The organism is Brucella sp. TWI559, assembly GCF_039674265.1.
Classification (GTDB): Bacteria; Pseudomonadota; Alphaproteobacteria; order Rhizobiales; family Rhizobiaceae; genus Brucella; species Brucella chromiisoli.
In genome coordinates this window covers 25,107-45,821 of the sequence record NZ_JBDJNE010000005.1, presented here as the reverse complement: position 1 = coordinate 45,821, position 20,715 = coordinate 25,107, and the positions used below count along the sequence as shown (strand labels likewise).

Sequence of the window (20,715 nt, the reverse complement as noted above, 5' to 3'; positions counted from 1 at the left end):
ACACGCATGCCTATAAAAATTCCTGATGATCTGCCTGCAACCAGTGTTCTCGAAGCAGAGGGCGTTATGGTGATGCGTGAGGCAGATGCTGTGCGTCAGGATATCAGGCCGCTGAAGATCGGCCTTCTCAATCTGATGCCGAACAAGGTCACAACGGAAACACAGATTGCACGGCTGCTGGGGGCGACGCCCCTGCAACTGGAACTGACGCTTGTTCGCATTACCAATCACGTTGCGCGGCATACTCCAGCGGATCATATGCTTTCTTTTTATCAGCCATGGGAAGATATCCGCAATCAGCGCTTTGACGGCTTTGTCATCACAGGCGCGCCGGTTGAGCGCATGCCCTTTGAAGGTGTGACCTATTGGGATGAAATGCAGAGGGTTTTCGATTGGACGCAAACTCATGTCCACCGTACGCTCAATATCTGCTGGGCAGCACAGGCCGCCGTTCACCATTTTCATGGCATGGGCAAATATGATCTGCAGAGCAAGGCATCCGGTGTCTTCAGCCAACAGAATCTCGCGCCGTCTTCACCCTATCTTCGCGGGTTTTCCGATGACTTCGCGATTCCAGTTTCCCGCTGGACAGAAGTGCGCAAGGACGACATTCCTCCACAAAGCGGCCTAAAAGTTCTCGTCGATAGCCCGGAAAGCGGCCTTTGCCTGCTGGAAGATCCAAAGCATCGTTCATTGCACATGTTCAACCATGTTGAATATGACACGACATCGCTTGCCGATGAGTATTTCCGTGACATTCAGCTTCAACCGGAAACACCGCTGCCTGCCAATTACTTTCCCAATGACGATGTCAGCAAGAAGCCGCAGAATTGCTGGCGCGGCCATGCACATCTGCTTTTTGGCAACTGGATCAATGAAATGTACCAGTCAACGCCTTATGATCTCGAAAATATCGGCAAATTCTGATGCGTAAAAAGCTGATCCCTGAAAAGGGGTCAGCTGGCAAAACGTTGAACCCATTGATGCCACTGGTCTTCACTGCCTTGGAAGACATTAAGGTCAATCTTACCATCGACGCCCTGAGACAGACCTGAACCCGAATACTGCCAGAAAATCCAGCGACGCCCCGGATAAACCTTGGAGGGATGCTGTGCGACAGCGCGTAGCCAGAATGGGTAATCTGTGAATGCGCCCTTGAGGTTGTCGTCATAGAAATCAGGCGCGGTATAGATCACGGGACGCTTGCCGTAATGGCGTTCGAGCGCATCCATGAAAACCTGCATTTTTTCACGCACCTGCGCAGGCGATGGGCGTCGTTTGCATGACGAGTCGCCATTCCATTCCACATCGATCACTGGCGGCAATGCATCGGGATCAACCGGCACATTGCGAATAAACCAGTCAGCTTGCTGACTTGCCACGCGGCACCAATAAAAGAAGTGGTATGCGCCGCGCTTCAATCCCGCAGCTTTTGCATCGCGCCAGTTCTTTTTGAACATCGGGTCAAGGTGATCACCGCCATCTGTCGCTTTGATATAGGCAAAGTTTGCACCGTTCTTGCGCAGCGTCGCCCAATCGATGTCTCCCTGCCAACGCGATACATCCACGCCATGCACGGCATGTTTGCGTGGCGAGATTTTTCCGAAGTTAATCGGTTTTGCATCGCGAAACCGCTGACTGTAAACGCGTAAGCGTTGTGCGGGCGCAAGACGCACTGGCGGGTAGGCTGCAACATCCGGCTTTGGAACGGAAATCGGCGTTGCAATGCTTTTTTGCACTGGCGGAGTTACGGGGGCGGGAGGCGAGGCCTTGAAAGGACCGGCATCGGGTACCGGTCCGGCCCAAGCCAGAACTTCTGCCTGCGGTGCGGCAGGCATAGACTGAGGCGCTCTCGCCGTTTCGGTTACAGGTGCCGAGGGCCTGATCACAGAACTGGTCAGCTCGGCAGAAGGTTGTGGCATCAGATTTTCGATGCCCGAACTCGACGTGCAACCCGCCAGCGCGGTACAGGCAAGGGCAATTGCTGACACAACTGAAAAACGCATGATACCCGTACACAAAACTCAGGCACTCTGCAGCCAGACACGATCGCAGAAATGCCATCAATCAACACCCGCAACGCTCACCTCAAGCTAATTGCTACCTAAAGATTACTGCATAAAGCTGAATCCAAAGTTTACAAAAGTCTTAAAGATGATGGCAGGCTATCTCGCATATTTTGAAATAATTCGTATAAAAACAATTGGTTATGGTGAAAATTTAAAAATAAGCTAAAGTCAGCACTTTGGCCGAATACAGAAGCTCACATTTTTTCGATTGCGTCAGGCAATTTTTATCTGTTCATCGAAACTCTGTACGAGAACCTGTTCGGCGAAAGGCTTCGGCTTCACACTTTCGATCTGCATCATAAGATCAGCGATCACCTGCGGATTTGAAACACCGCATTCGTAAATCTGAATGATCTCGCGCGCCATTTCATCTTTCTGAGGAGAGGTTATCGGACAACGCCCCAGGCGTTGACACGTTTCAACATATGCCGCCTGTAACTGTTCCAGTTCAGGAGGCTTGAAACGCTTGAAAAAATAATCTCTCGAAAAAGGCATCTTACTTCATTGCTGTTTGGTCATGGTTGACCGATTTTCATAAAATGAACTACATTTTAACGCTAGATTTTAGAAAATCCTAATGCTTATTAGCATAACTATAGATCGTTTACATACTGTAACTGCGCTTAAGGGCGCATTAATTCCAATTGCACTGCGATTTTTGCAATTTTATCCGGATCGGATTCACCTGTTTCGAATGTCTTGATGACTTCACGTGCGAGATCATTTTTTGATATATGCGTTTTCGGACAACGCTCCAGCAAGACACAGCTTTTGTTGTAAGCGGCTTGCATCACTTGCAAGTCCTCGGGCATGAACGTTCCTCGATACTGAGCGCCTCTGAATGGCATGGTGTTCTCCCCCCATCAATATTGTGATTGAAGCTCTAATTTCTTGGGAAAGCAACAGTATTTTGTGTGGCGTTCAATATACCAGTTTTGCATCACAATGGTTTGATGCCGAAATCTTCACAAGCTGGCGAGATATCGGTATAAGCGAAGAAAAAGCGCAATGAAAAGGATGTGACAGTGAAAATCGGCGTCGTTACTGTTTCTGACCGTGCAAGTTGCGGCGAATATGAAGATCTGAGTGGTCCGGCCATTGAATTGTGGCTGAAGAGCGCGATTGTCACACCCTATGAGATCGTCAGGCGCGTCATCCCGGATGGTATGGAATCCGTACGAGATACGCTCATTGATCTTGCTGACACCGTTGGATGCGATTTGATTTTGACGACAGGTGGAACCGGTCCAAGCCCACGCGATGAAACGCCGGAAGCCATGCAGGTGGTATTGCATAAGGAATTGCCGGGCTTTGGCGAACAGATGCGTCGCGCAAGTCTGGAGCAGACCCCAACCGCTATTCTTTCGCGGCAGACTGCTGGCAGTCGCGGCAAGAGCTTTATTCTCAACTTGCCAGGTAAGCCGGCCTCCATTGCAATGACCTTGCAGGCTATTTTTCCGGCTGTACCTTATTGTCTTGATCTTATTGGTGCTGGCCGTATCGATACAGATCCTGCCTTTGTCAAAGCGTTTCGCCCAGGCTGAAATGGCCATTTGGCGTAATTAGAAACGATGGCTGGGCGATTGTCGCGACGAAATTGCGCAACCCAGCTTTGCACTTTTGTATGGTTTGCACACTTGCATTTCCCTGATTTGAAGCTGACTATTAGCAAAAAAGAAGGGGAAGTAAGTGAAGCCATTTGATGAGATGCTCAATCATGGCGGGAATGTCCGCCAACCCTACGAATTTCTCAAGCAGTGGCTCGACCAACAGGATCAGCATAAACTTCTGCAAAAAACGCAGGACGCAGAAAGCGTCTTTCGCAAGACCGGCATCACTTTTGCAGTTTACGGTGATGAGGACGCAGCGGAGCGCCTGATCCCGTTCGACATTATTCCACGTATTATTTCCGGGCAGGAATGGCGAAGGCTTTCACAAGGCATTGAACAGCGCGTGATGGCGCTGAATGCATTTCTCGATGATATTTACCATCGTCAGGAAATCGTCCGGGCAGGGCGCATTCCCAAGGACCTGATTGTCAACAATGAGGCGTTTTTGCCGGAGATGATTGGTTTCCGTCCACCGGGCAATGTTTATACGCATATTATCGGTGTCGATATCGTGCGTACGGCAGAAAATCAGTTTTACGTGCTGGAAGACAATGCCCGTACCCCGTCCGGCGTCTCTTACATGCTGGAAAATCGCGAGACCATGATGCAGCTTTTTCCTGAGCTGTTTCAGAATGTGAAGGTTCGTCCGGTTGAGAATTATCCGCAACTGCTGCGGCAATCACTGGCCAGTGTCGCACCGCCCGGAACGCAGGGCGTGCCAACGGTGGCTGTGCTTACACCGGGAATTTATAATTCTGCCTATTTCGAGCACGCATTTCTTGCGGATCAAATGGGCGTAGAACTGGTGGAAGGTAGCGATCTGCGCGTTGTCGACGGACGCGTTGCCATGCGCACAACCAAAGGCTACCGCGCGATTGATGTGCTTTATCGCCGGGTGGATGATGATTTTCTTGACCCGCTTACATTTCGGCCGGACTCAACGCTCGGCGTCGCTGGCATTATGGATGTTTATCGTGCCGGAAACATCACCATCGCTAACGCACCGGGCACGGGTATCGCTGATGATAAGGCGATCTACTCCTATATGCCTGAAATCGTTGAGTTCTACACAGGCCGTAAGGCAATCCTCGAAAATGTACCGACATGGCGCTGTTCAGAGCCGGATAGTCTTAGCTATGTGCTCGACAATCTGGCCGAGCTCGTTGTTAAGGAAGTGCATGGTTCAGGTGGCTACGGCATGCTCGTTGGCCCCGCTGCAACCAAAGCGGAGCGCGATGCGTTTGCAATAAAGTTGAAGGCGCGCCCGCGTAATTACATTGCCCAGCCAACTTTAGCGCTTTCCACCACGCCGATCTTTACGGAAAGCGGTCTTGCGCCGCGGCATGTCGATCTCAGGCCATTCGTTCTGGTTTCAGACCGTATTCGTATTACGCCCGGTGGGTTGACGCGTGTGGCGCTCAAAGAAGGATCACTTGTGGTCAATTCCAGTCAGGGCGGTGGCACAAAGGATACTTGGGTGCTCGACGATTGAATTACAGAGCAGATTAGCATTGCGCTATAAGCCAGCGACAAGACTGGTGCGCAGAGAAGGGGAATATTTATGCTTCTTGGCCGTACGGCAAATGGTCTTTACTGGATGTTTCGCTACATTGAGCGTGCTGAAAATATGGCGCGGCTGGTGGATGCGGGATTGCGAATGGCGCTCACAAAGACATCGGATGCACCCGAAGAATGGTCGTCCGTCATTGTATCGGCAGGTGCCAGCCAGACATTTTCGCGAAAATATGATGCTTATAATGCCGCAAACGTGGCTGACTTTCTGCTGCGCGACATGGATAATCCATCCAGTGTCATGTCATGCATTGAAACGGCGCGTTCCAATGGGCGTATGGTGCGAACCGCATTGACGCGAGAAGCATGGGAAAGCGTCAATGAAGCCTGGATGGTACTCAAAAAATCACTGTGCAGACCGCTGAAGGAAGCAGATCTGCCGCCGCTTCTGGATCAGATCAAACGCGAGACAGCGCTTATTCGCGGTGCATTTCACGGCACGATGCTGCGTAATGAAATCTTTGATTTTGCAGGCCTTGGGACATTTATAGAGCGGGCGGACAATACAGCGCGTATTCTCGACGTAAAATATTATGTGCTACTGCCAGCCGTTTCCTATGTCGGCACAACGCTCGACAATTATCAGTGGGAATCTATTTTGCGTTCTGTATCGGCGCACAGGTCGTATCGCTGGGTCTATGATGGCGATTACCGCCCGGCGCATGTTGCAGATTATCTGATCTTGAATGGCCGTATGCCGCGCTCGCTTAATTATTGCTACCAGAGCATCAATGGGCATCTCAATTATCTGGCGAAGGATTATGGCGATAGCGCTGTTTGTCATCAGACAGGAGATGAAATATACGCCACGCTGCAAAATCAGGAAATTGGCGCAATTTTTGATATCGGATTGCATGAGTTTCTGACCGAATTTATCGCGCGGAATAACCGGCTCGGCAACGAGATCGCAGAAACCTATAATTTCTATTGAGGTGATCGCTTGTTGCTCAATATTCAGCACGTTTCCCATTATCGCTACGAAAACCCGGTGCCCTATGCGGTTCAGCGTCTGCGCTTGCGACCACCAACGCTTCCCGGACAGGTGGTCAAGCATTGGGAATTGAAAATCGAAGGCGGAGAGCCGGAAGTTTCCTATATTGATGGTTTTGGCAACAAGGTTGATCTGGTGCAGCACCATCGCAATATCAGTGAAATCATTATCACGGCCAGCGGCAGCGTCGAGGTGGAAGACCGTGTTGGTGTGCTGGGGCCGGTTTATGGTTATGCGCCGCTTTGGCTCTTTGAGCGGGAAACCCGCCTGACCAGCCCCGGCGAACGTATCCGTGCACTGGCAAACAGCCTGACAACTGTGCAGGATCCATTGGCATTGTTGCACGAGATGATGAATACCATTCATAACGAAGTGGCCTATATGCCGGGAACGACGAGCGTTTTTACAAATGCGGAAACGGCGCTGGCGGCGGGCAAGGGGGTTTGTCAGGATCACAGCCATATCTTTGTGTCTGCTGCTCGGCTTCTTGGCATTCCGGCGCGTTATGTTTCCGGCTATCTGCTCATGGAGGGGGTCGAAGATCAGACCGCAAGCCATGCATGGGCAGAGGCACATGTGGCCGGTCTTGGCTGGATCGGCTTTGATGCGGCGAACAATGTTTGTCCCAATGACCGCTATGTGCGGATAGCAACTGGCCTTGATTATCGCGATGCTGCGCCAATTTCAGGGGTTCGGCTTGGCGGAACCATTGAAAGTCTTGCAGTCAATATTAATGTAGGGCAGTGATTGGTTCAGTTTTGAATCTGCCTGCCGGAAATTATCTATGACCTATTGCGTTGGAATAAAGATTGACCGTGGCCTGGTGTTTATGTCCGATACGCGGACGAATGCTGGTCTTGATAATATTTCTAAATTCTCGAAAATGCGCGTTTGGACCAAGCCCGGTGATCGCGTGATCGTGCTTTTGTCGGCTGGCAATCTGGCGACAACGCAAGCGGTCGCAAGCCTTCTTGAAGAACGCATGAAAGCGCCGGAAGATCGCCACGTCTCCCTGTTCGATGCACCGTCGATGTTTCAGGTTGCACGCCTGATCGGTGACACTGTCAAGGAAGTCATTAAAAGTTCAGCAACGGGTGGACAGAATGCCGACGCTTTTGGCGCATCCTTTATTCTGGGTGGTCAGATCAAGGGCGGAGAACCGCGGCTGTTCTATATTTATCCAGAAGGCAATTTTATCGAAAGTTCGGACGATACGCCATTCTTTCAGATCGGTGAAAATAAATATGGCCGACCTATTCTGGTGCGTGCCTATCAGCAGGAAATGAGCTTTGAGGATACGGTGAAGCTGCTGCTGGTTTCGTTCGATTCAACGCTCAAAGCCAACCTGTCCGTCGGCTTGCCGCTGGATATGCAGATTTATGAAGCCAATAGTCTGGTCGCCGGTGAACACAGGCGCTTTGAAGCGACAGATCCCTATTATCAAACAGTGTCCGAAAGCTGGTCAGAGGCACTGAAATCAGCGTTAGAGCAGTTGCCACCCTTCAGCTTCGAGAAATAAAAAACGGCTGTAATTTTCCAGCCGTTCCTTATTGTTGGCTTTGTTTAGCCAAAGACTTTGAAGCGTTCGGCGTCGTCCATGAATGCTTTGTCGCCAAAGGCCTGTTCATTGGAGCCAAACGGCATTTGCGCACGCAACTTCCAGGATGAAGGAACGCCAAAAACCTTGGCAACTTCTGCATCGATCAATGGATTATAATGCTGGAGGCTTGCACCGATATTTTCATTTGCAAGTGCAGACCAGACCGAAAGCTGCGCCATGCCGCTCGCCTGTTCCGACCAGATAGGGAAGTTATCGGCATAAAGCGCAAAATTTTCCTGAAGGCCTTTAATAACGTCCTGATCTTCAAAGAACAAAACGGTTCCCGCACCAGCTGCGAAGCTGTTGATCTTGGCTTCGGTGTCACCAAATGAATCGGCAGGAACGATTTTACGGAGTTCTTCCTTGGCGATATTCCACAGCTTGTCGCTCTCTGCGCCAAAAAGAATAACAGCGCGCGAACTCTGTGAATTAAAGGATGAAGGGGAGTGCTTGATCGCTTCTTTGATTAGTTCAGCGGTTGCTTCCTTGGAAAGTGGGAGGACCTTGCCAAGTGCATATTGTGTGCGACGCTGTTTGAGGGCGCCGATATAGCTATTGCTCATCTTCATTATCCTATTTAGGCACTGATTCTGCTCTGCGAACTTAATGCAGCAAATATGAAAAACTGATGCAAGATATTGCGATTTCAGGAAAAGAAGCCAGCCCGCGATTCTGAAACACACTGTCAACGAAAAGCAGTCTCCCAAAAGTGGAAACCGGTTTTGGGGGTAAAGACATGCGTGCAAACAATGCATGATTTAACGTGAGATTTTTATGCGTTAGGTTTTCATCTTCTTCAATCGATCCGTTGTCAAAAGAGGTTTCTCTTTTGTTTTTGTGCGAATCTGACAAAATTTGTAGGAGTTTGAGACGTCGTTGGAAATGTTCAGCCAGACCGGCGGGTGCCTGAAAGACGGCAGGGCAGGGAGGTAATATTCGTTTGAAGTCATTTATTATAATCGGCGGTGGTGCAAGCGGCGTTCTCATGGCCGCGCAATTGCTTGCACGATCAGCGGAGACAACGGTTCGCATTTTCGAGCGTTCGGGCGACATCGGAGCAGGGGTCGCATATTCCACGCTTAACCCCAATCACCTCTTAAATGTCCGCGCCAGCAATATGAGCGCTTTTCCAGATGACTCGAACCATTTCTTAAACTGGCTTCAAACCAATGCGAAGGCTGCAAAGGCTGGCAATTGGCAGGCTCAATCCTTTGCGCCGCGCTGTCTGTATCGGCTCTACCTCAATGATTTGCTAAAGCCATATCTCGATAGCACGCCCCGCCGCCTTTTTATCGAGCATGCTGAGGTTGCAAGCGTCGCATTTGAAAGATTGCGCCCCAAATTAACGACTTCTGCCGGGCAAAACTTCATTGCAGATGCTGTTATTGTGGCAACAGGCAATGAAGCAGCAATTTCGACGCCCGGAAATCTTGTAGCGGAATATTGGTCGAGCAACGGCTATTTTGACATTTCCCCCGATAGTTCCGTGGCAATTTTAGGCACGGGCCTGTCCATGGTGGACAGTGTCATTTCGCTTCTTGATAGAGGGCATAAGGGTAACATTCATGCGATTTCACGGCGTGGTTTACTTCCGGCACGGCATGAACCATCCGAGGCACTGACAATTGAAGCGGATCAACTGCGGATTGCCGATGGATTGCCCGAACTTCTTCATTGTGTTCGCAAGCTGATCAAACAACAGGAGAAGGAAGGCAAAGGATGGCGCAGCGTGATTGATGGGCTGCGGCCTCATACAAAAGCCATCTGGAGTCGATTGCCACTCAGGCAGCGTCAGAGCTTTCTGCGTCACTTGCGGCCATGGTGGGATGTGCATCGCCATCGTATGGCACCGGCGATTGATGAACGCATCAAAGCAGCCGAGCGGTCAGGACAACTCACGATCACCGCCGCGCATTTAGCTTCTGTGAAGAGCAAGGGCGCGCATATCGCCATTCACTATCGCAAAAGGCACAGTAATCTCGTTGATGAACTTGACGTGCAAGCAATCGTTGATTGCCGTGGCGGGAGCCCCCGATTTTCCACGACGCGCAACCCGGCGCTGATCAGCCTATTGGAAGGTGGTTTTGCGAAGCCCGATGCTCTTGATCTTGGTCTGGATGTGGCAGCTGATCTACAGGTATTAAACGCCCACGGAGAGCCTTCAGGATCAATCTTCGCTGTCGGGCCGGTGACGAAGGGGATTTTTTGGGAGGTGACGGCAGTTCCAGATATTCGCGTTCAGACAGAAAAGCTCGCGAAAACTCTTTTGGATAATTAGGAGTGGCTTTTTTACCTGGGCGACAGAATTATTAGCCCCATTATCGGTTGCAGAAAATACGCGTCAATATGCCCAATAAAGAGTTCTTGTATGGATAACCGCGCCGAATAAGCCCCATTTATCGGTCTTTCGCAGAATAAAATGATTCAAAATATCGCGATAAGCCATTGAAAGCTATTGCCATAATAAGTGCTAGCCGGTCATAATAATGACATCGGAATATATGATTCCTATCTTAAACTCACCAGAGCGTTCCTGTTGCTTTTTGCATAAGCAGTGCCTGCTTTGGATCAACCTTGATTGCGGAATGGAGGCCAGTGGCGCATGACGATGGACGGCAGGATGCTCTTTTTGCTGGTCCTTCTTCCATTTCTTGGCAGCGCTATAACAGGTCTGTTTCGGGGGGTTGATCGCAGCGGCTCAGCATGGTTTACGGCTGCAATTGCGCTTGTCGCCTTCGTCATCACAGCGAGTCTTTATCCCATCGTATCGAATGGTGGCGTCGTTCGCGGCTCGATCGATTGGCTGCCGAATTACGGCCTCAACATAACCTTCCGTATGGATGGCTTTGCGTGGCTTTTCGCGATGCTGATCACCGGCATTGGTTTGCTCGTGGTGATCTATGCGCGTTATTATATGTCGCCGGAGGATCCGGTTCCGCGCTTTTTCTCTTTTCTGCTGTCGTTCATGGGGGCGATGCTCGGTGTTGTTCTGTCGGGCAATATTGTGCTGCTCGCCGTATTCTGGGAACTGACCAGCATTTTCTCCTTCCTGCTCATTGGCTACTGGTATCACAATGCCAGTGCGCGTGATGGCGCACGTATGGCCTTGACAGTGACGGGTATCGGCGGTTTTTGTCTGCTTGCAGGCGTTTTGCTGCTTGGTCATATCGTTGGTAGCTACGATCTTGATAAAGTTCTTGAGGCGGGGAATGTGGTTCGTTCCCATCCGCTTTATACGGTGACGCTTCTTCTCATTCTGATGGCAGCATTCACCAAATCAGCCCAGTTTCCGTTTCATTTCTGGCTGCCCAATGCAATGGCTGCCCCCACACCCGTGTCAGCCTATCTGCATTCCGCAACCATGGTCAAAGCGGGCGTGTTCCTGCTTGCGCGTCTTTGGCCGGTCTTTGCCGGCACCGAAGAATGGTTCTGGATTTTGGGCCTCGCGGGCCTCACAACGCTGCTCATCGGTAGCTTCTTTGCTGTGTTTCAGCAGGACCTTAAAGGCTTGCTGGCCTATTCAACCATCAGCAATCTTGGGCTTGTCACAGCACTGCTGAGCCTTGGCAGTCCGCTTGCGGCCGTTGCGGCCATTTTCCACATGGTCAATCACGCGATCTTCAAAGCATCGCTTTTTATGGCTGCTGGCATTATCGATCATGAAACCGGCACGCGGGACATGCGCAAGCTAAGCGGACTGGCGCGCGCTATGCCATATACCGCCACACTTGCGATGGTCGCAAGTGCATCCATGGCGGGCGTTCCGCTGCTTAATGGGTTTCTGTCCAAAGAGATGTTCTTTGCCGAAGCGGTTGAAACGCATATGGCATCGGCGCTTGATACGGTGACGCCTTATATTGCCACGCTTGCAGGCATATTCACGGTCGCCTATTCGGTTCGGTTTATTTACTCGACCTTCTTTGGCCCACCGCCACATGATCTGCCAAAAACGCCGCATGAGCCGCCGCACTGGATGCGCCGTCCGATTGAACTTCTGGTTCTGCTCTGCCTGGTCATTGGCATCATTCCAAATATCGCAATCGGCTCCTTTCTGCATGCGGCTGTGGTATCCGTGCTGGGTGATGCGACACCACAATATAGTCTTTCGGTCTGGCATGGTTTCAATTTGCCGCTGATGATGAGTATTGTTGCAATGATTGGCGGGATCATTCTGTTTTGGGCGCTCAAAAATTATCTTGCGACAAGCGAGGACGGACCGCCGTTCTTCCGCCACTTGCAGGGGCAGCGTATTTTTGAACGCGTGCTGGTGACTGTGTCGTGGAACTGGGCGCGTAAGGCCGAAAATCTATTCAGTACACGCAGACTTCAGCCACAGCTTCGCCTTGTTGTTGTCTTTGCGATCGTTGCCGCAGCGTGGCCGCTCTTCGAAGACGGAATTCACGTGGGGGTGATGGGCGTACAGCCTGTTGACCCGATTTTTGCTGGTCTTTGGATTTTGGGCGGTGCCTGTGCCATTGGCGCAGCCTATCAGGCTAAATATCATCGCCTTGCGGCGCTTATATTGCTCGGCGGTGCAGGCCTTATCACTTGTATTACATTCGTGTGGCTGTCTGCTCCTGATCTTGCCGTGACGCAGTTGCTGGTCGAAATTGTTACGACTGTGCTGCTTCTGCTTGGCTTGCGCTGGCTGCCCAAGCGCTGGGAAGATCCAGACCCGGTTCCTGTTAAATTCGGGCCGAGAATTCGTCGCTATCGCGACTTCGCGCTGGCGATTGGAGCAGGCATTGGTGTGTTCATTGTCTCTTATGCGATGATGACGCGTCCATCACCGAAAGGTATTGGAGATTACTTCCTGGAAAATGCCTATTCGGGCGGCGGCGGTAAGAATGTCGTAAACGTCACTCTGGTCGATTTCCGTGCATTTGATACGTTTGGTGAAATTGCGGTTCTCGGCATTGTTGGGTTGACGGTCTTTGCGCTGCTGCGACGTTTCCGTCCGGCACCGGACAGCACCGGTTCAACAGCCCAGCAGAAGATTCAAGATGCTTATGATGAGGCAATGGATGATCGTGAAAAAGGGGAAACCCTGACCGATTATCTGGCTGTGCCGTCTGTTGTCATGAAATGGCTGTTCCCAGTCATTATCGTTCTTGCGGTGCATCTGATCCTGCGGGGGCACGACCTGCCGGGTGGTGGGTTTGCAGCCGGTATTACGTTAGCAATTGCGTTCATTCTGCAATATCTGGCGGCTGGTACGCGCTGGGTCGAAGATCATTTGCGTATCCTTCCCGTTCGATGGATCGGTTTTGGTTTGCTGATTGCAGCGGCCACCGGAGCAGGCGCGTGGCTGTTTGGCTATCCGTTCCTGACAACATTCTTCCAGTATGCAGATATACCGCATATCGGAAAAATGCCTGTCGCAAGTGCGCTTCTGTTTGATATTGGCGTTTTCGCACTGGTCGTGGGTGCCACCGTTCTTATGTTGATTGCGCTGGCGCATCAGTCGATCCGTAAACACCGCGTCGAAAAACTTGCCGCTGCGAAGGAGGAGAACTGATGGAACTCGTTCTCGCTATAGCAATTGGCGTATTGATGTCATCTGGCGTGTGGCTGATCCTGCGTCCGCGCACGTTTCAGGTTGCCATTGGTCTGGCGCTTGTCTCTTATGCGGTCAATCTGTTTATCTTTTCGATGGGGCGCCTGCGCACCAATGCGCCGCCGGTGCTTGATACCGGTATCAATGTTCAGGCCGCGCAATATACTGACCCCGTGCCACAGGCACTCGTATTGACTGCTATCGTTATCGGCTTTGCAATGACTGCGCTTTTCCTTGTCGTGTTGCTCGCTTCACGCGGACTGACACGCACCGATCATGTCGACGGCAAGGAGAAGAGATGATGGATTGGAAATCGCATCTCATCGTAGCGCCCATTCTCCTGCCGCTTGTCACGGCCGCATTGCTGCTGTTGTTTGATGAACGCAAGCGCAAATTGAAGATGGTGATCAATACAGTCTCCATCATCGGCCTGATCTATATTGCTTTTACGCTTTTGGGAGTTGCAAGCGAAAAAGCGCCCGCGGCAGAGGTTTATCTGATTGGCAATTGGCCTGCGCCCTTTGGGATTGTGCTGGTTTTGGACAGACTTTCGGCGCTTATGCTGATGCTGACCAGCGTGCTGGCACTGGCTGCATTGAGCTTTGCATTGGCGCATTGGCACAAGGCGAGCCCGAATTTTCATACAATCTTCCAGCTTTTGTTGATGGGGCTGAATGGCGCGTTTTTGACGGGAGATCTGTTCAATCTTTTCGTCTTTTTTGAAGTCATGCTGGCTGCATCTTATGGTTTGGCGCTGCATGGCTCTGGCCCTGCACGTGTCAAGGCAGGCATGCATTATATCGCCGTCAATCTTGTCGCATCGTCACTGTTCCTGATCGGTGTCAGCCTGATTTACGGTGTAACAGGGACGCTTAATATGGCGGATCTGGCGCAAAAAATTTCACAGGTTGCAGCCGAAGATCGCATGTTGCTCGAAGCGGGTGCCGCTGTTCTCGCTGTCGCCTTTCTGGTGAAAGCTGGCATGTGGCCGCTTAATTTCTGGCTGGTGCCAACCTATACGGCAGCGGCGGCTCCGATTGCTGCGATCTTTGCCATCATGAGTAAAGTCGGCATTTACGTGCTGCTGCGCTTATCGCCATTGATGTTCGGTATCGGTGCCGGTGAATCCTATGGTTTTGGCAATGACTGGCTTTATTATGGTGGTATGGTCACGCTGGCTTTTGGGCTGATTGGCGTGGTGGCTTCACAGGCCATGGGGCGTCTGGCGAGCTATAGTATTCTGGTATCATCAGGCACTCTTCTTGCCGCAATCGGCAGCGGTAATACGGCGATGACGGGGGCCGCACTCTTCTACATGGTCAGTTCTACACTGACGATTGCAGCCTTCTTTTTGCTGATAGAGCTCGTAGAACGGGGGCAGGATGCGGCAGCAAATGTTCTTGCCGTCACGATTGAAGCCTATGGTGACGATGAGGAGGAAGAAGAGGAAGAGGAAGTCGGCGTTGTTCTACCAGCCACCCTTGCTATTCTGGGCACATGTTTTGCCATTGTTGCGATTTTGTTGATTGGTTTGCCGCCATTCTCCGGCTTTATCGCAAAATTCCTTATTCTTGCTGCCATATTCAATGGAGACGGCGCGGCCCCGACGCTCGCCATGCCTGTGAGCCCTGCAAGCTGGGCGCTGATTGCGCTTATTCTGCTTTCGGGCCTTTCGGCACTTATTGCCATGACGCGCACAGGAATACGGACATTCTGGGCCTCACTAGAAGGAAATGTGCCGCGTGTGCTGGTACGTGAAGTGGTGCCGATAGCCGGTCTTCTAGGCGTCTGTCTGGCGCTTACAATCGCAGCCGGTCCGGCGATGCAATATATGGATGCAACGGCGCGCTCGCTGCATAGTCCGAAGGACTACATCAATAGTGTTTTGAATGCGCCGCGTGTGGGTGGAGAAACGGTGGAGGTAAAATGAGAAAAATACTGCCTTACCCGCTTCTTTTCGTCTCTCTCATCCTGTTCTGGCTTTTATTGAATGGTTTCACGCGGGCGCAATTCTTATTGGGCATCGTGATATCATTGTTGGCCTGTTATGCGATGACTGCTTTGCAGCCGCAAAAAAACCATCTGCGCTCGCTCCCAACGATGATATGGTTGTTCTGCGTTGTCAGCATCGATATTATGATGTCGAATTTATCGGTTGTAAAATTGATCCTGTCGCCCAGAAAAGCGCACCATCCTGGCTTTGTGGTCATACCGTTGGAACTGGAAAACCGGTCTGCATTGGCCGTGCTTGCTTGTATTATTACCGCAGCACCCGGAACAGCATGGGTAGACTATAACGTTGCGCGAAAAGTGCTGACGATTCATGTGCTTGATCTTGACGATGCAAAAAGCTGGCGTGCCAAGATCAAGCAGCGCTACGAACAGCCGCTTATTCGTATATTTGGCGCGACCGATGTGGTGAAAGAGGAGCAGTCAGCATGAGTGCAGTTATTCTTTTCTGGTCACTGCTGGCAGCTCAGGTCATGCTGGTTGCTGCGATGGGTTGTGTTGTTTATCGTTTGCTTATAGGGCCACGCGCGCAAGACCGTGTGCTGGCAACAGATGCTCTATATCTCAATGCACTGCTACTTTTGCTTACATTTGGCATGCGCACCGGCAGCGTCATTTATTATGAAGCAGCCCTTATCATTTCGCTGCTCGGTTTTGTTGCAACAGTTGCACTTGCCAAATTCCTGATGCGCGGGGAGGTGATCGAATGATCGGAGCTGCTGATCTGCCCGTCTGGGCCGCTATCATTGTTTCGTTCTTTCTTGTTGGCGGTGCCTTTCTGACGCTTGTCGGCTGCATCGGATTGGTTCGTTTGAAGAGTTTTTATGAACGCATTCATACGCCAACGATTGGTTCGTCCTTCGGTGCCGGTGGAATCCTGATTGCTTCGGTCCTGTTTTTCTCCATCTTGCAATCCAAGCCGATTCTGCATGAAGTGTTGATTGCCGTCTTTGTGGTCATCACAACGCCGGTAACGCTCATGTTGCTGAGCCGCGCAGTGATTCATCGTGATCAAACGCGGGACAGTAAAGAGCTTCCTTCATCTTCCGACAAAAAATAGCTGTCGGAAGCGTTGGCTTGAAGCATTTGGAGGAGTGCTGAGGGCTGCGGCTAATTGTCTATATGCCCTCGCATCAAGGCATGCGGATTGAAGGTTCAGGCAATTTGAATTATCTGAATTTCAGTAATTTCTGAAAATTCAGAATTTACGGGAGAGAGAACTTGGAATTATCGCCAATTGTTCAGTCGTTTGTGCTCCACTTTGGAGAGATGGGTAGCCGCTGGGGTATCAACCGCACGGTTGGTCAGATTTATGCGTTGCTCTATCTTTCATCCGAGCCTCTTTGTGCTGACGATATTGTAGATGCGCTTGGCGTCTCACGATCCAATGTCTCAATGGGTATTCGCGAGTTACAGGGTTGGAACCTTGTGCTGCTCAAGCATATACCAGGTGATCGTCGCGACTTTTTCACAACGCCCGGTGATGTTTGGGTGATCTTACGCACTTTGGCGGAAGAACGTAAGAAACGCGAAATCGATCCAACGCTTTCGGTGTTGCGGGAAGTGCTGATGGAGCAACCGCAAGATGCAAATGACCGTTTTGCGCAAGAGCGCATGAAGGACATGTATGCGCTGATCGAGCGCCTCACCAATTGGTATGACGACGTTAAGAAGCTCGACACGGACCGATTAACCAGCCTTCTGGCGCTTGGTGCCAAGGTGACCCGTTTCCTTGAAACGACAGACAGAATTGTCGCTCTTGGACGCGGTAGAACAGCGGCCAAAAAGGAGCCTAAACGAGAGTGACAACCGTTGCCCCCAGAACGGAAGACGCAACACAGGAAGACGGTCAAGCAACAGGCGATAAACGCCGTTCACGCCGTCGTGCAGTTCCGTCTGCTCTGAAAAAGGGGGCAAGGCTTCAGGCTGTGGCAGCGCTTTTGTGGCTGCCACAGGCTGCACTTCTCGCCTTTGGCATCGGCCAACTCGCCAGTGTTGGTTTTGACACGACAATTTATTATCTGGCCGCAGGTTTGTTTGTTCTTGGCTCTCTTCGCAGCATGCTTGACGCGCGCGGTGCAGCGCAGGCTTATGATGCAGCACGTTCAGAGCTGAGCAACCTGCGCGAAAAGGCAGTTTTCGCGTTATCGCAACGCTCCCCTCTCGACACCTCTCGATCATCGTCCGGTGAGGCGGCAAGCATCTTGGCAGAGCAGGCCGAAATGGTCGTGCCCTATATGTCGCGCTTTGTACCTGTGCGCATTCGCGTGATGTTGGTGCCGCTGGCAATATTTTTTGCAGTTTTTTGGTTTTCATGGGCTGCTGCCCTTGTTCTGCTGATTGCAGCACCTTTGATCCCGATCTTCATGGCGTTGATCGGCTGGCGCGCAAAAGCTGCAAGCGAGAAGCAGCTTGTTGCACTGGGTGACATGAATGGCTTTTTGCTTGATCGTCTGCGCGGACTTGCAACGATCCGTAGTTTTCATGCGGTCGATATGACGGCCACCCGGCTGCGTGACAACGCCGAGACGCTGCGCAGAAAAACGATGATCGTTTTGCGTATTGCTTTTCTGTCATCAGCTGTTCTTGAACTTTTTGCGGCGATAGGCGTTGCCATGGTGGCCGTTTATATTGGCTTTCATCTGCTCGGCCAGCTGAATTTCGGCGCCTGGGGCTACAAGCTCACGCTTGCTGAAGGCTTGTTCGTTCTCCTGCTTTCACCGGCATTTTTTGAGCCGCTGCGTGATCTCTCTGCCGTTTGGCATGATCGCGCTTCAGGCGAAGCGGCAATTGATGCTTTGGAAGATATAGCAAAGTATGAAATGCCGGTTGTGGGCGGCATCAAGTCCACAGACAGTCCCGAGAACTTGATTGAAACCGAGCCTTCGTTGGTGTTGCGCGATATCGGATTTCACTACGCTACCGGTGCAGGCGTGTTTGAGCACTTCAATCTGGATATAGAGCCAGGCGAACATATAGCGCTTCTTGCACCAAGCGGTTATGGAAAATCAACATTGCTGGCGTTGATCGCGGGACTTGCATCTCCCCAACAAGGTGAAATTCGAATTGGCGGTGCTGTCCTTAACAATGAGACGGCTCAGGCCCTTCGCGCAAGAATGCGATGGGTGGGGCAGAGGCCGCATATTTTCGCTGGCAGTGCACGGCAAAACATTACGCTGGGCCGCGCCCTTGATGTAAAAAAGACAGCAACGATCATCGAACAAATGGCGTTGAGCCACGTCACGGGTGTTACCGGTTCCGGGGCGATCGGCGAAAATGGGGCAGGTCTTTCCGGTGGCGAAGCGCTGCGACTGGCGCTTGCGCGCATCGCCGTTGATCAACAGGCCGACATTATCCTTGCCGATGAGCCGACTGCGCATCTCGACCATGAAACGGCCGATCGCATAGCGGAGAGCCTTATCAGCCTCGCCAAGGGAAAAACACTTATCATAGCCACCCATGACGAGAAGCTTGCGAACCGTATGGATCGGATTGTTCGGCTTGATGAAGAGAATGCCAATACGCAACTCTTCCAGAGGAGGGCTGCGGAATGAACGGATTTCAAGCACTCCGCCCCATTTTCAATCTGTTTTTCAAGACCAAAGGCAAACTTCTTTACGCGGGTATCCTTAGTGCAACCATGACTGTTCTGGCAGGGATTGCACTGCTTGGACTTTCTGGATGGTTTATCACGGCGACTGCGATTGCTGGATTGAGCGCGTCAACCGCAATCATATTTGATGTGTTCATGCCTGCCGCCGGCATCCGGTTTTTTGCGATCCTTCGTACCGGAACGCGTTATCTGGAGCGGCTTGTCACGCATGAAGCCACATTGGCCATCCTTGCAGCGTTACGCGAAAAGCTGTTTAGAAGCTGGGCGCGTCCGGCAGCTGCCAGCGCTCTGCTTAAACGTCCAGCGCGGCTACTATTCCGGCTGACCGCCGACATCGATGCGCTGGATTCACTGTATTTGCGAGTTCTGGTGCCTGCAGGAGCAGCTCTTGCAACCGCACTTGTTGCGGGTCTCGCGCTTGGATTGATGCATCCGCTTTTCGGGTTGACCGTGGCTTTGACGCTGCTTTTTGTGGGGCTTGGCTTACCGCTTATTGCATCCCGCCGCTCTGAAAAGCCAATGCGGCAGCGTGCAAAAGGCACCGAAGCGTTGCGGGCGCGAACGATTGATCTGGTCGCCGGTCAAACTGAACTTATCATGGCTGGCCGTATGGATGCCCAGAATTCGAGCGTCATGCGGGCCGATGGCTACATTGCATCAAGTGACCGTACTCTCAATCGAATTGAGATTTTGACAGGAGCAGGTCTTGGCATTTTGCATGCTGGCCTTCTGGCGGGTGGGTTGATCGGGGTTGGGTTGCTTATGCAGGCGGACCTGATCAACGCGCCGGTTGCAGCCCTTGGCGTTCTCATTATCCTTGGCGCGATGGAACCGTTCGTTGCCCTGCGTCGCGGCGCGATGGAACTGGGCCGCACAATACTTGCTGCGCGTCGCGTCGGGCCTGCACTTGAAGCATCAGAGGCGCTGACAACGCTTCCATTGCCTGAGCCGGGAAATGCGGTTGTTCTCAATCACGTTACAGTCTGCCATGAAGATTCAACCGTAAATGCGCTCGAAGATATCGATCTCATTATCAAAGCCGGTGCACATGTCGCAATCATCGGCACAAGCGGTGCGGGTAAATCAACTCTCTTCAATGTTCTGGCCGGTGAAATCGCTGCAAAAAGCGGTGCGGTTGCAGTTATGCCTGTACGCCTTCTGACGCAGAGAACGGAACTTTTCAAAGACAGTCTGCGCAATAATCTCAAGCTTGCAAAACCCGATGCAACCGACGCGCAACTGCTTGCCGCATTGGAAGCTGCCGGACTTGCCGATTTTATGAAAGCCCAGGCCGATGGGCTCGATACGATTTTGGGCGAAGGGGGGCTTGGCGTTTCAGGCGGTCAGGCGAGACGCTTGGCGCTTGCTCGCTTGTTCCTGACCGATGCACCTTTATGGCTCCTTGATGAGCCGACCGAGGGGCTAGATGAGGCGACCGCCAAAGACGTGCTTTCTCGTCTCAATGAACAGGCCAAAGGACGCACATTGTTGATTGCAACACATATTCAGCGTGAAGCACGAATTTGTGATCAGGCGATTGTTTTGGATCAAGGCGCTCTTGTTCAAACGGTGTCCAAAGGAGAGGCGTCTTTTAAAGAAATACTCAAGTCATTGAGGTGAAGTTTGCGTAGGGGGCTGTGTTCGCATTTGAGAGCCGGGCGCAGCTATTAACATCAGGAGGGCCGGGGGTTCC

The 20,715-nt window shown here is 51.6% G+C and carries 20 protein-coding genes; 16 read left to right on the top strand and 4 right to left on the bottom strand.

Going from position 1 to position 20,715, the window contains the following annotated elements; translation table 11 throughout:
• The first annotated feature begins 6 nt into the window (after nt 1–6).
• Nucleotides 7–927 carry a homoserine O-succinyltransferase gene (locus ABE530_RS08665; RefSeq protein ID WP_499694268.1) on the top strand — a complete coding sequence of 307 codons (921 nt, stop codon included), beginning with the start codon at nt 7–9 and terminating at the stop codon, nt 925–927.
• A 29-nt stretch (nt 928–956) separates the two neighbouring features.
• On the opposite strand, the gene ABE530_RS08660 is transcribed toward ABE530_RS08665, so the two are convergent.
• The 3 genes from ABE530_RS08660 to ABE530_RS08650 all read right to left on the bottom strand — a co-directional run bounded on the left by ABE530_RS08660 (nt 957) and on the right by ABE530_RS08650 (nt 2,917).
• Nucleotides 957–2,006 (bottom strand): glycoside hydrolase family 25 protein, encoded by a 1,050-nt coding sequence (locus tag ABE530_RS08660; RefSeq protein WP_499694267.1) that lies wholly within the window; start codon nt 2,004–2,006, stop codon nt 957–959.
• A 276-nt stretch (nt 2,007–2,282) separates the two neighbouring features.
• Nucleotides 2,283–2,564, bottom strand: coding sequence for a hypothetical protein (locus tag ABE530_RS08655; RefSeq protein ID WP_265984226.1), 282 nt, complete (start codon nt 2,562–2,564; stop codon nt 2,283–2,285).
• Between the two features lie 128 nt (nt 2,565–2,692).
• Complete coding sequence (locus tag ABE530_RS08650; RefSeq protein WP_396996360.1) at nt 2,693–2,917, bottom strand: hypothetical protein; 225 nt, start codon at nt 2,915–2,917, stop codon at nt 2,693–2,695.
• A gap of 177 nt (nt 2,918–3,094) precedes the next feature.
• On the opposite strand from ABE530_RS08650, the gene mog reads away from it, so the two are divergent.
• The 5 genes from mog (at nt 3,095) to ABE530_RS08625 (ending at nt 7,761) form a co-directional block, all read left to right on the top strand.
• A complete protein-coding gene (gene mog, locus ABE530_RS08645) occupies nt 3,095–3,613 on the top strand; it encodes a molybdopterin adenylyltransferase (RefSeq protein ID WP_265984481.1) in 519 nt (172 codons plus the stop codon).
• A 145-nt stretch (nt 3,614–3,758) separates the two neighbouring features.
• Nucleotides 3,759–5,171 (top strand): circularly permuted type 2 ATP-grasp protein, encoded by a 1,413-nt coding sequence (locus ABE530_RS08640; protein WP_499694266.1) that lies wholly within the window; start codon nt 3,759–3,761, stop codon nt 5,169–5,171.
• A gap of 69 nt (nt 5,172–5,240) precedes the next feature.
• Nucleotides 5,241–6,182, top strand: a complete 942-nt coding sequence (locus ABE530_RS08635; RefSeq protein ID WP_265984230.1) for an alpha-E domain-containing protein — start codon at nt 5,241–5,243, stop codon at nt 6,180–6,182.
• A 9-nt stretch (nt 6,183–6,191) separates the two neighbouring features.
• Nucleotides 6,192–6,989, top strand: coding sequence for a transglutaminase family protein (locus tag ABE530_RS08630; protein WP_265984231.1), 798 nt, complete (start codon nt 6,192–6,194; stop codon nt 6,987–6,989).
• A 37-nt stretch (nt 6,990–7,026) separates the two neighbouring features.
• Nucleotides 7,027–7,761: a proteasome-type protease gene (locus tag ABE530_RS08625; protein ID WP_396996363.1), complete on the top strand. Its 735-nt coding sequence runs from the start codon at nt 7,027–7,029 to the stop codon at nt 7,759–7,761.
• 44 nt (nt 7,762–7,805) lie between these two features.
• Here ABE530_RS08625 and ABE530_RS08620 read toward each other — a convergent pair whose 3' ends face one another.
• Nucleotides 7,806–8,405: a nitroreductase family protein gene (locus ABE530_RS08620; protein ID WP_499694265.1), complete on the bottom strand. Its 600-nt coding sequence runs from the start codon at nt 8,403–8,405 to the stop codon at nt 7,806–7,808.
• 377 nt (nt 8,406–8,782) lie between these two features.
• On the opposite strand from ABE530_RS08620, the gene ABE530_RS08615 reads away from it, so the two are divergent.
• The 10 genes from ABE530_RS08615 (at nt 8,783) to cydC (ending at nt 20,642) form a co-directional block, all read left to right on the top strand.
• Nucleotides 8,783–10,120: an FAD/NAD(P)-binding protein gene (locus tag ABE530_RS08615; RefSeq protein WP_499694264.1), complete on the top strand. Its 1,338-nt coding sequence runs from the start codon at nt 8,783–8,785 to the stop codon at nt 10,118–10,120.
• Between the two features lie 324 nt (nt 10,121–10,444).
• Nucleotides 10,445–13,360 (top strand): monovalent cation/H+ antiporter subunit A, encoded by a 2,916-nt coding sequence (locus tag ABE530_RS08610; protein WP_499694263.1) that lies wholly within the window; start codon nt 10,445–10,447, stop codon nt 13,358–13,360.
• Nucleotides 13,360–13,701, top strand: coding sequence for a Na+/H+ antiporter subunit C (locus tag ABE530_RS08605; protein ID WP_265984236.1), 342 nt, complete (start codon nt 13,360–13,362; stop codon nt 13,699–13,701). Before ABE530_RS08610 ends, ABE530_RS08605 begins: the two co-directional genes overlap by 1 nt.
• Complete coding sequence (locus ABE530_RS08600) at nt 13,701–15,329, top strand: monovalent cation/H+ antiporter subunit D (protein ID WP_265984483.1); 1,629 nt, start codon at nt 13,701–13,703, stop codon at nt 15,327–15,329. The genes ABE530_RS08605 and ABE530_RS08600 overlap by 1 nt, the downstream gene beginning before the upstream one ends.
• Nucleotides 15,326–15,841, top strand: coding sequence for a Na+/H+ antiporter subunit E (locus tag ABE530_RS08595; RefSeq protein ID WP_265984237.1), 516 nt, complete (start codon nt 15,326–15,328; stop codon nt 15,839–15,841). Before ABE530_RS08600 ends, ABE530_RS08595 begins: the two co-directional genes overlap by 4 nt.
• Nucleotides 15,838–16,119 carry a K+/H+ antiporter subunit F gene (locus ABE530_RS08590; protein ID WP_265984238.1) on the top strand — a complete coding sequence of 94 codons (282 nt, stop codon included), beginning with the start codon at nt 15,838–15,840 and terminating at the stop codon, nt 16,117–16,119. The genes ABE530_RS08595 and ABE530_RS08590 overlap by 4 nt, the downstream gene beginning before the upstream one ends.
• On the top strand, nt 16,116–16,469 hold the full coding sequence (gene mnhG, locus ABE530_RS08585) for a monovalent cation/H(+) antiporter subunit G (RefSeq protein ID WP_499694262.1): 354 nt from the start codon (nt 16,116–16,118) through the stop codon (nt 16,467–16,469). The genes ABE530_RS08590 and mnhG overlap by 4 nt, the downstream gene beginning before the upstream one ends.
• A 161-nt stretch (nt 16,470–16,630) precedes the next feature.
• On the top strand, nt 16,631–17,215 hold the full coding sequence (locus ABE530_RS08580; RefSeq protein ID WP_265984240.1) for a GbsR/MarR family transcriptional regulator: 585 nt from the start codon (nt 16,631–16,633) through the stop codon (nt 17,213–17,215).
• Nucleotides 17,212–18,963, top strand: coding sequence for a thiol reductant ABC exporter subunit CydD (gene cydD, locus ABE530_RS08575; protein ID WP_499694261.1), 1,752 nt, complete (start codon nt 17,212–17,214; stop codon nt 18,961–18,963). Before ABE530_RS08580 ends, cydD begins: the two co-directional genes overlap by 4 nt.
• Nucleotides 18,960–20,642 (top strand): thiol reductant ABC exporter subunit CydC, encoded by a 1,683-nt coding sequence (gene cydC, locus ABE530_RS08570; RefSeq protein WP_499694260.1) that lies wholly within the window; start codon nt 18,960–18,962, stop codon nt 20,640–20,642. Before cydD ends, cydC begins: the two co-directional genes overlap by 4 nt.
• Nucleotides 20,643–20,715 lie beyond the last annotated feature (73 nt).

Excerpts from the sequence above, each read along its gene's own strand:
- ABE530_RS08665 (WP_499694268.1), top strand. The coding sequence starts at position 7 with ATGCCTATAAAAATTCCTGATGATCTGCCTGCAACCAGTGTTCTCGAA.
- ABE530_RS08660 (WP_499694267.1), bottom strand. The coding sequence starts at position 2,006 with ATGCGTTTTTCAGTTGTGTCAGCAATTGCCCTTGCCTGTACCGCGCTG.
- ABE530_RS08655 (WP_265984226.1), bottom strand. The coding sequence starts at position 2,564 with ATGCCTTTTTCGAGAGATTATTTTTTCAAGCGTTTCAAGCCTCCTGAA.
- ABE530_RS08650 (WP_396996360.1), bottom strand. The coding sequence starts at position 2,917 with ATGCCATTCAGAGGCGCTCAGTATCGAGGAACGTTCATGCCCGAGGAC.
- ABE530_RS08635 (WP_265984230.1), top strand. The coding sequence starts at position 5,241 with ATGCTTCTTGGCCGTACGGCAAATGGTCTTTACTGGATGTTTCGCTAC.
- ABE530_RS08625 (WP_396996363.1), top strand. The coding sequence starts at position 7,027 with ATGACCTATTGCGTTGGAATAAAGATTGACCGTGGCCTGGTGTTTATG.
- ABE530_RS08620 (WP_499694265.1), bottom strand. The coding sequence starts at position 8,405 with ATGAGCAATAGCTATATCGGCGCCCTCAAACAGCGTCGCACACAATAT.
- ABE530_RS08610 (WP_499694263.1), top strand. The coding sequence starts at position 10,445 with ATGACGATGGACGGCAGGATGCTCTTTTTGCTGGTCCTTCTTCCATTT.
- ABE530_RS08605 (WP_265984236.1), top strand. The coding sequence starts at position 13,360 with ATGGAACTCGTTCTCGCTATAGCAATTGGCGTATTGATGTCATCTGGC.
- ABE530_RS08600 (WP_265984483.1), top strand. The coding sequence starts at position 13,701 with ATGGATTGGAAATCGCATCTCATCGTAGCGCCCATTCTCCTGCCGCTT.
- ABE530_RS08595 (WP_265984237.1), top strand. The coding sequence starts at position 15,326 with ATGAGAAAAATACTGCCTTACCCGCTTCTTTTCGTCTCTCTCATCCTG.
- ABE530_RS08590 (WP_265984238.1), top strand. The coding sequence starts at position 15,838 with ATGAGTGCAGTTATTCTTTTCTGGTCACTGCTGGCAGCTCAGGTCATG.
- mnhG (WP_499694262.1), top strand. The coding sequence starts at position 16,116 with ATGATCGGAGCTGCTGATCTGCCCGTCTGGGCCGCTATCATTGTTTCG.
- cydC (WP_499694260.1), top strand. The coding sequence starts at position 18,960 with ATGAACGGATTTCAAGCACTCCGCCCCATTTTCAATCTGTTTTTCAAG.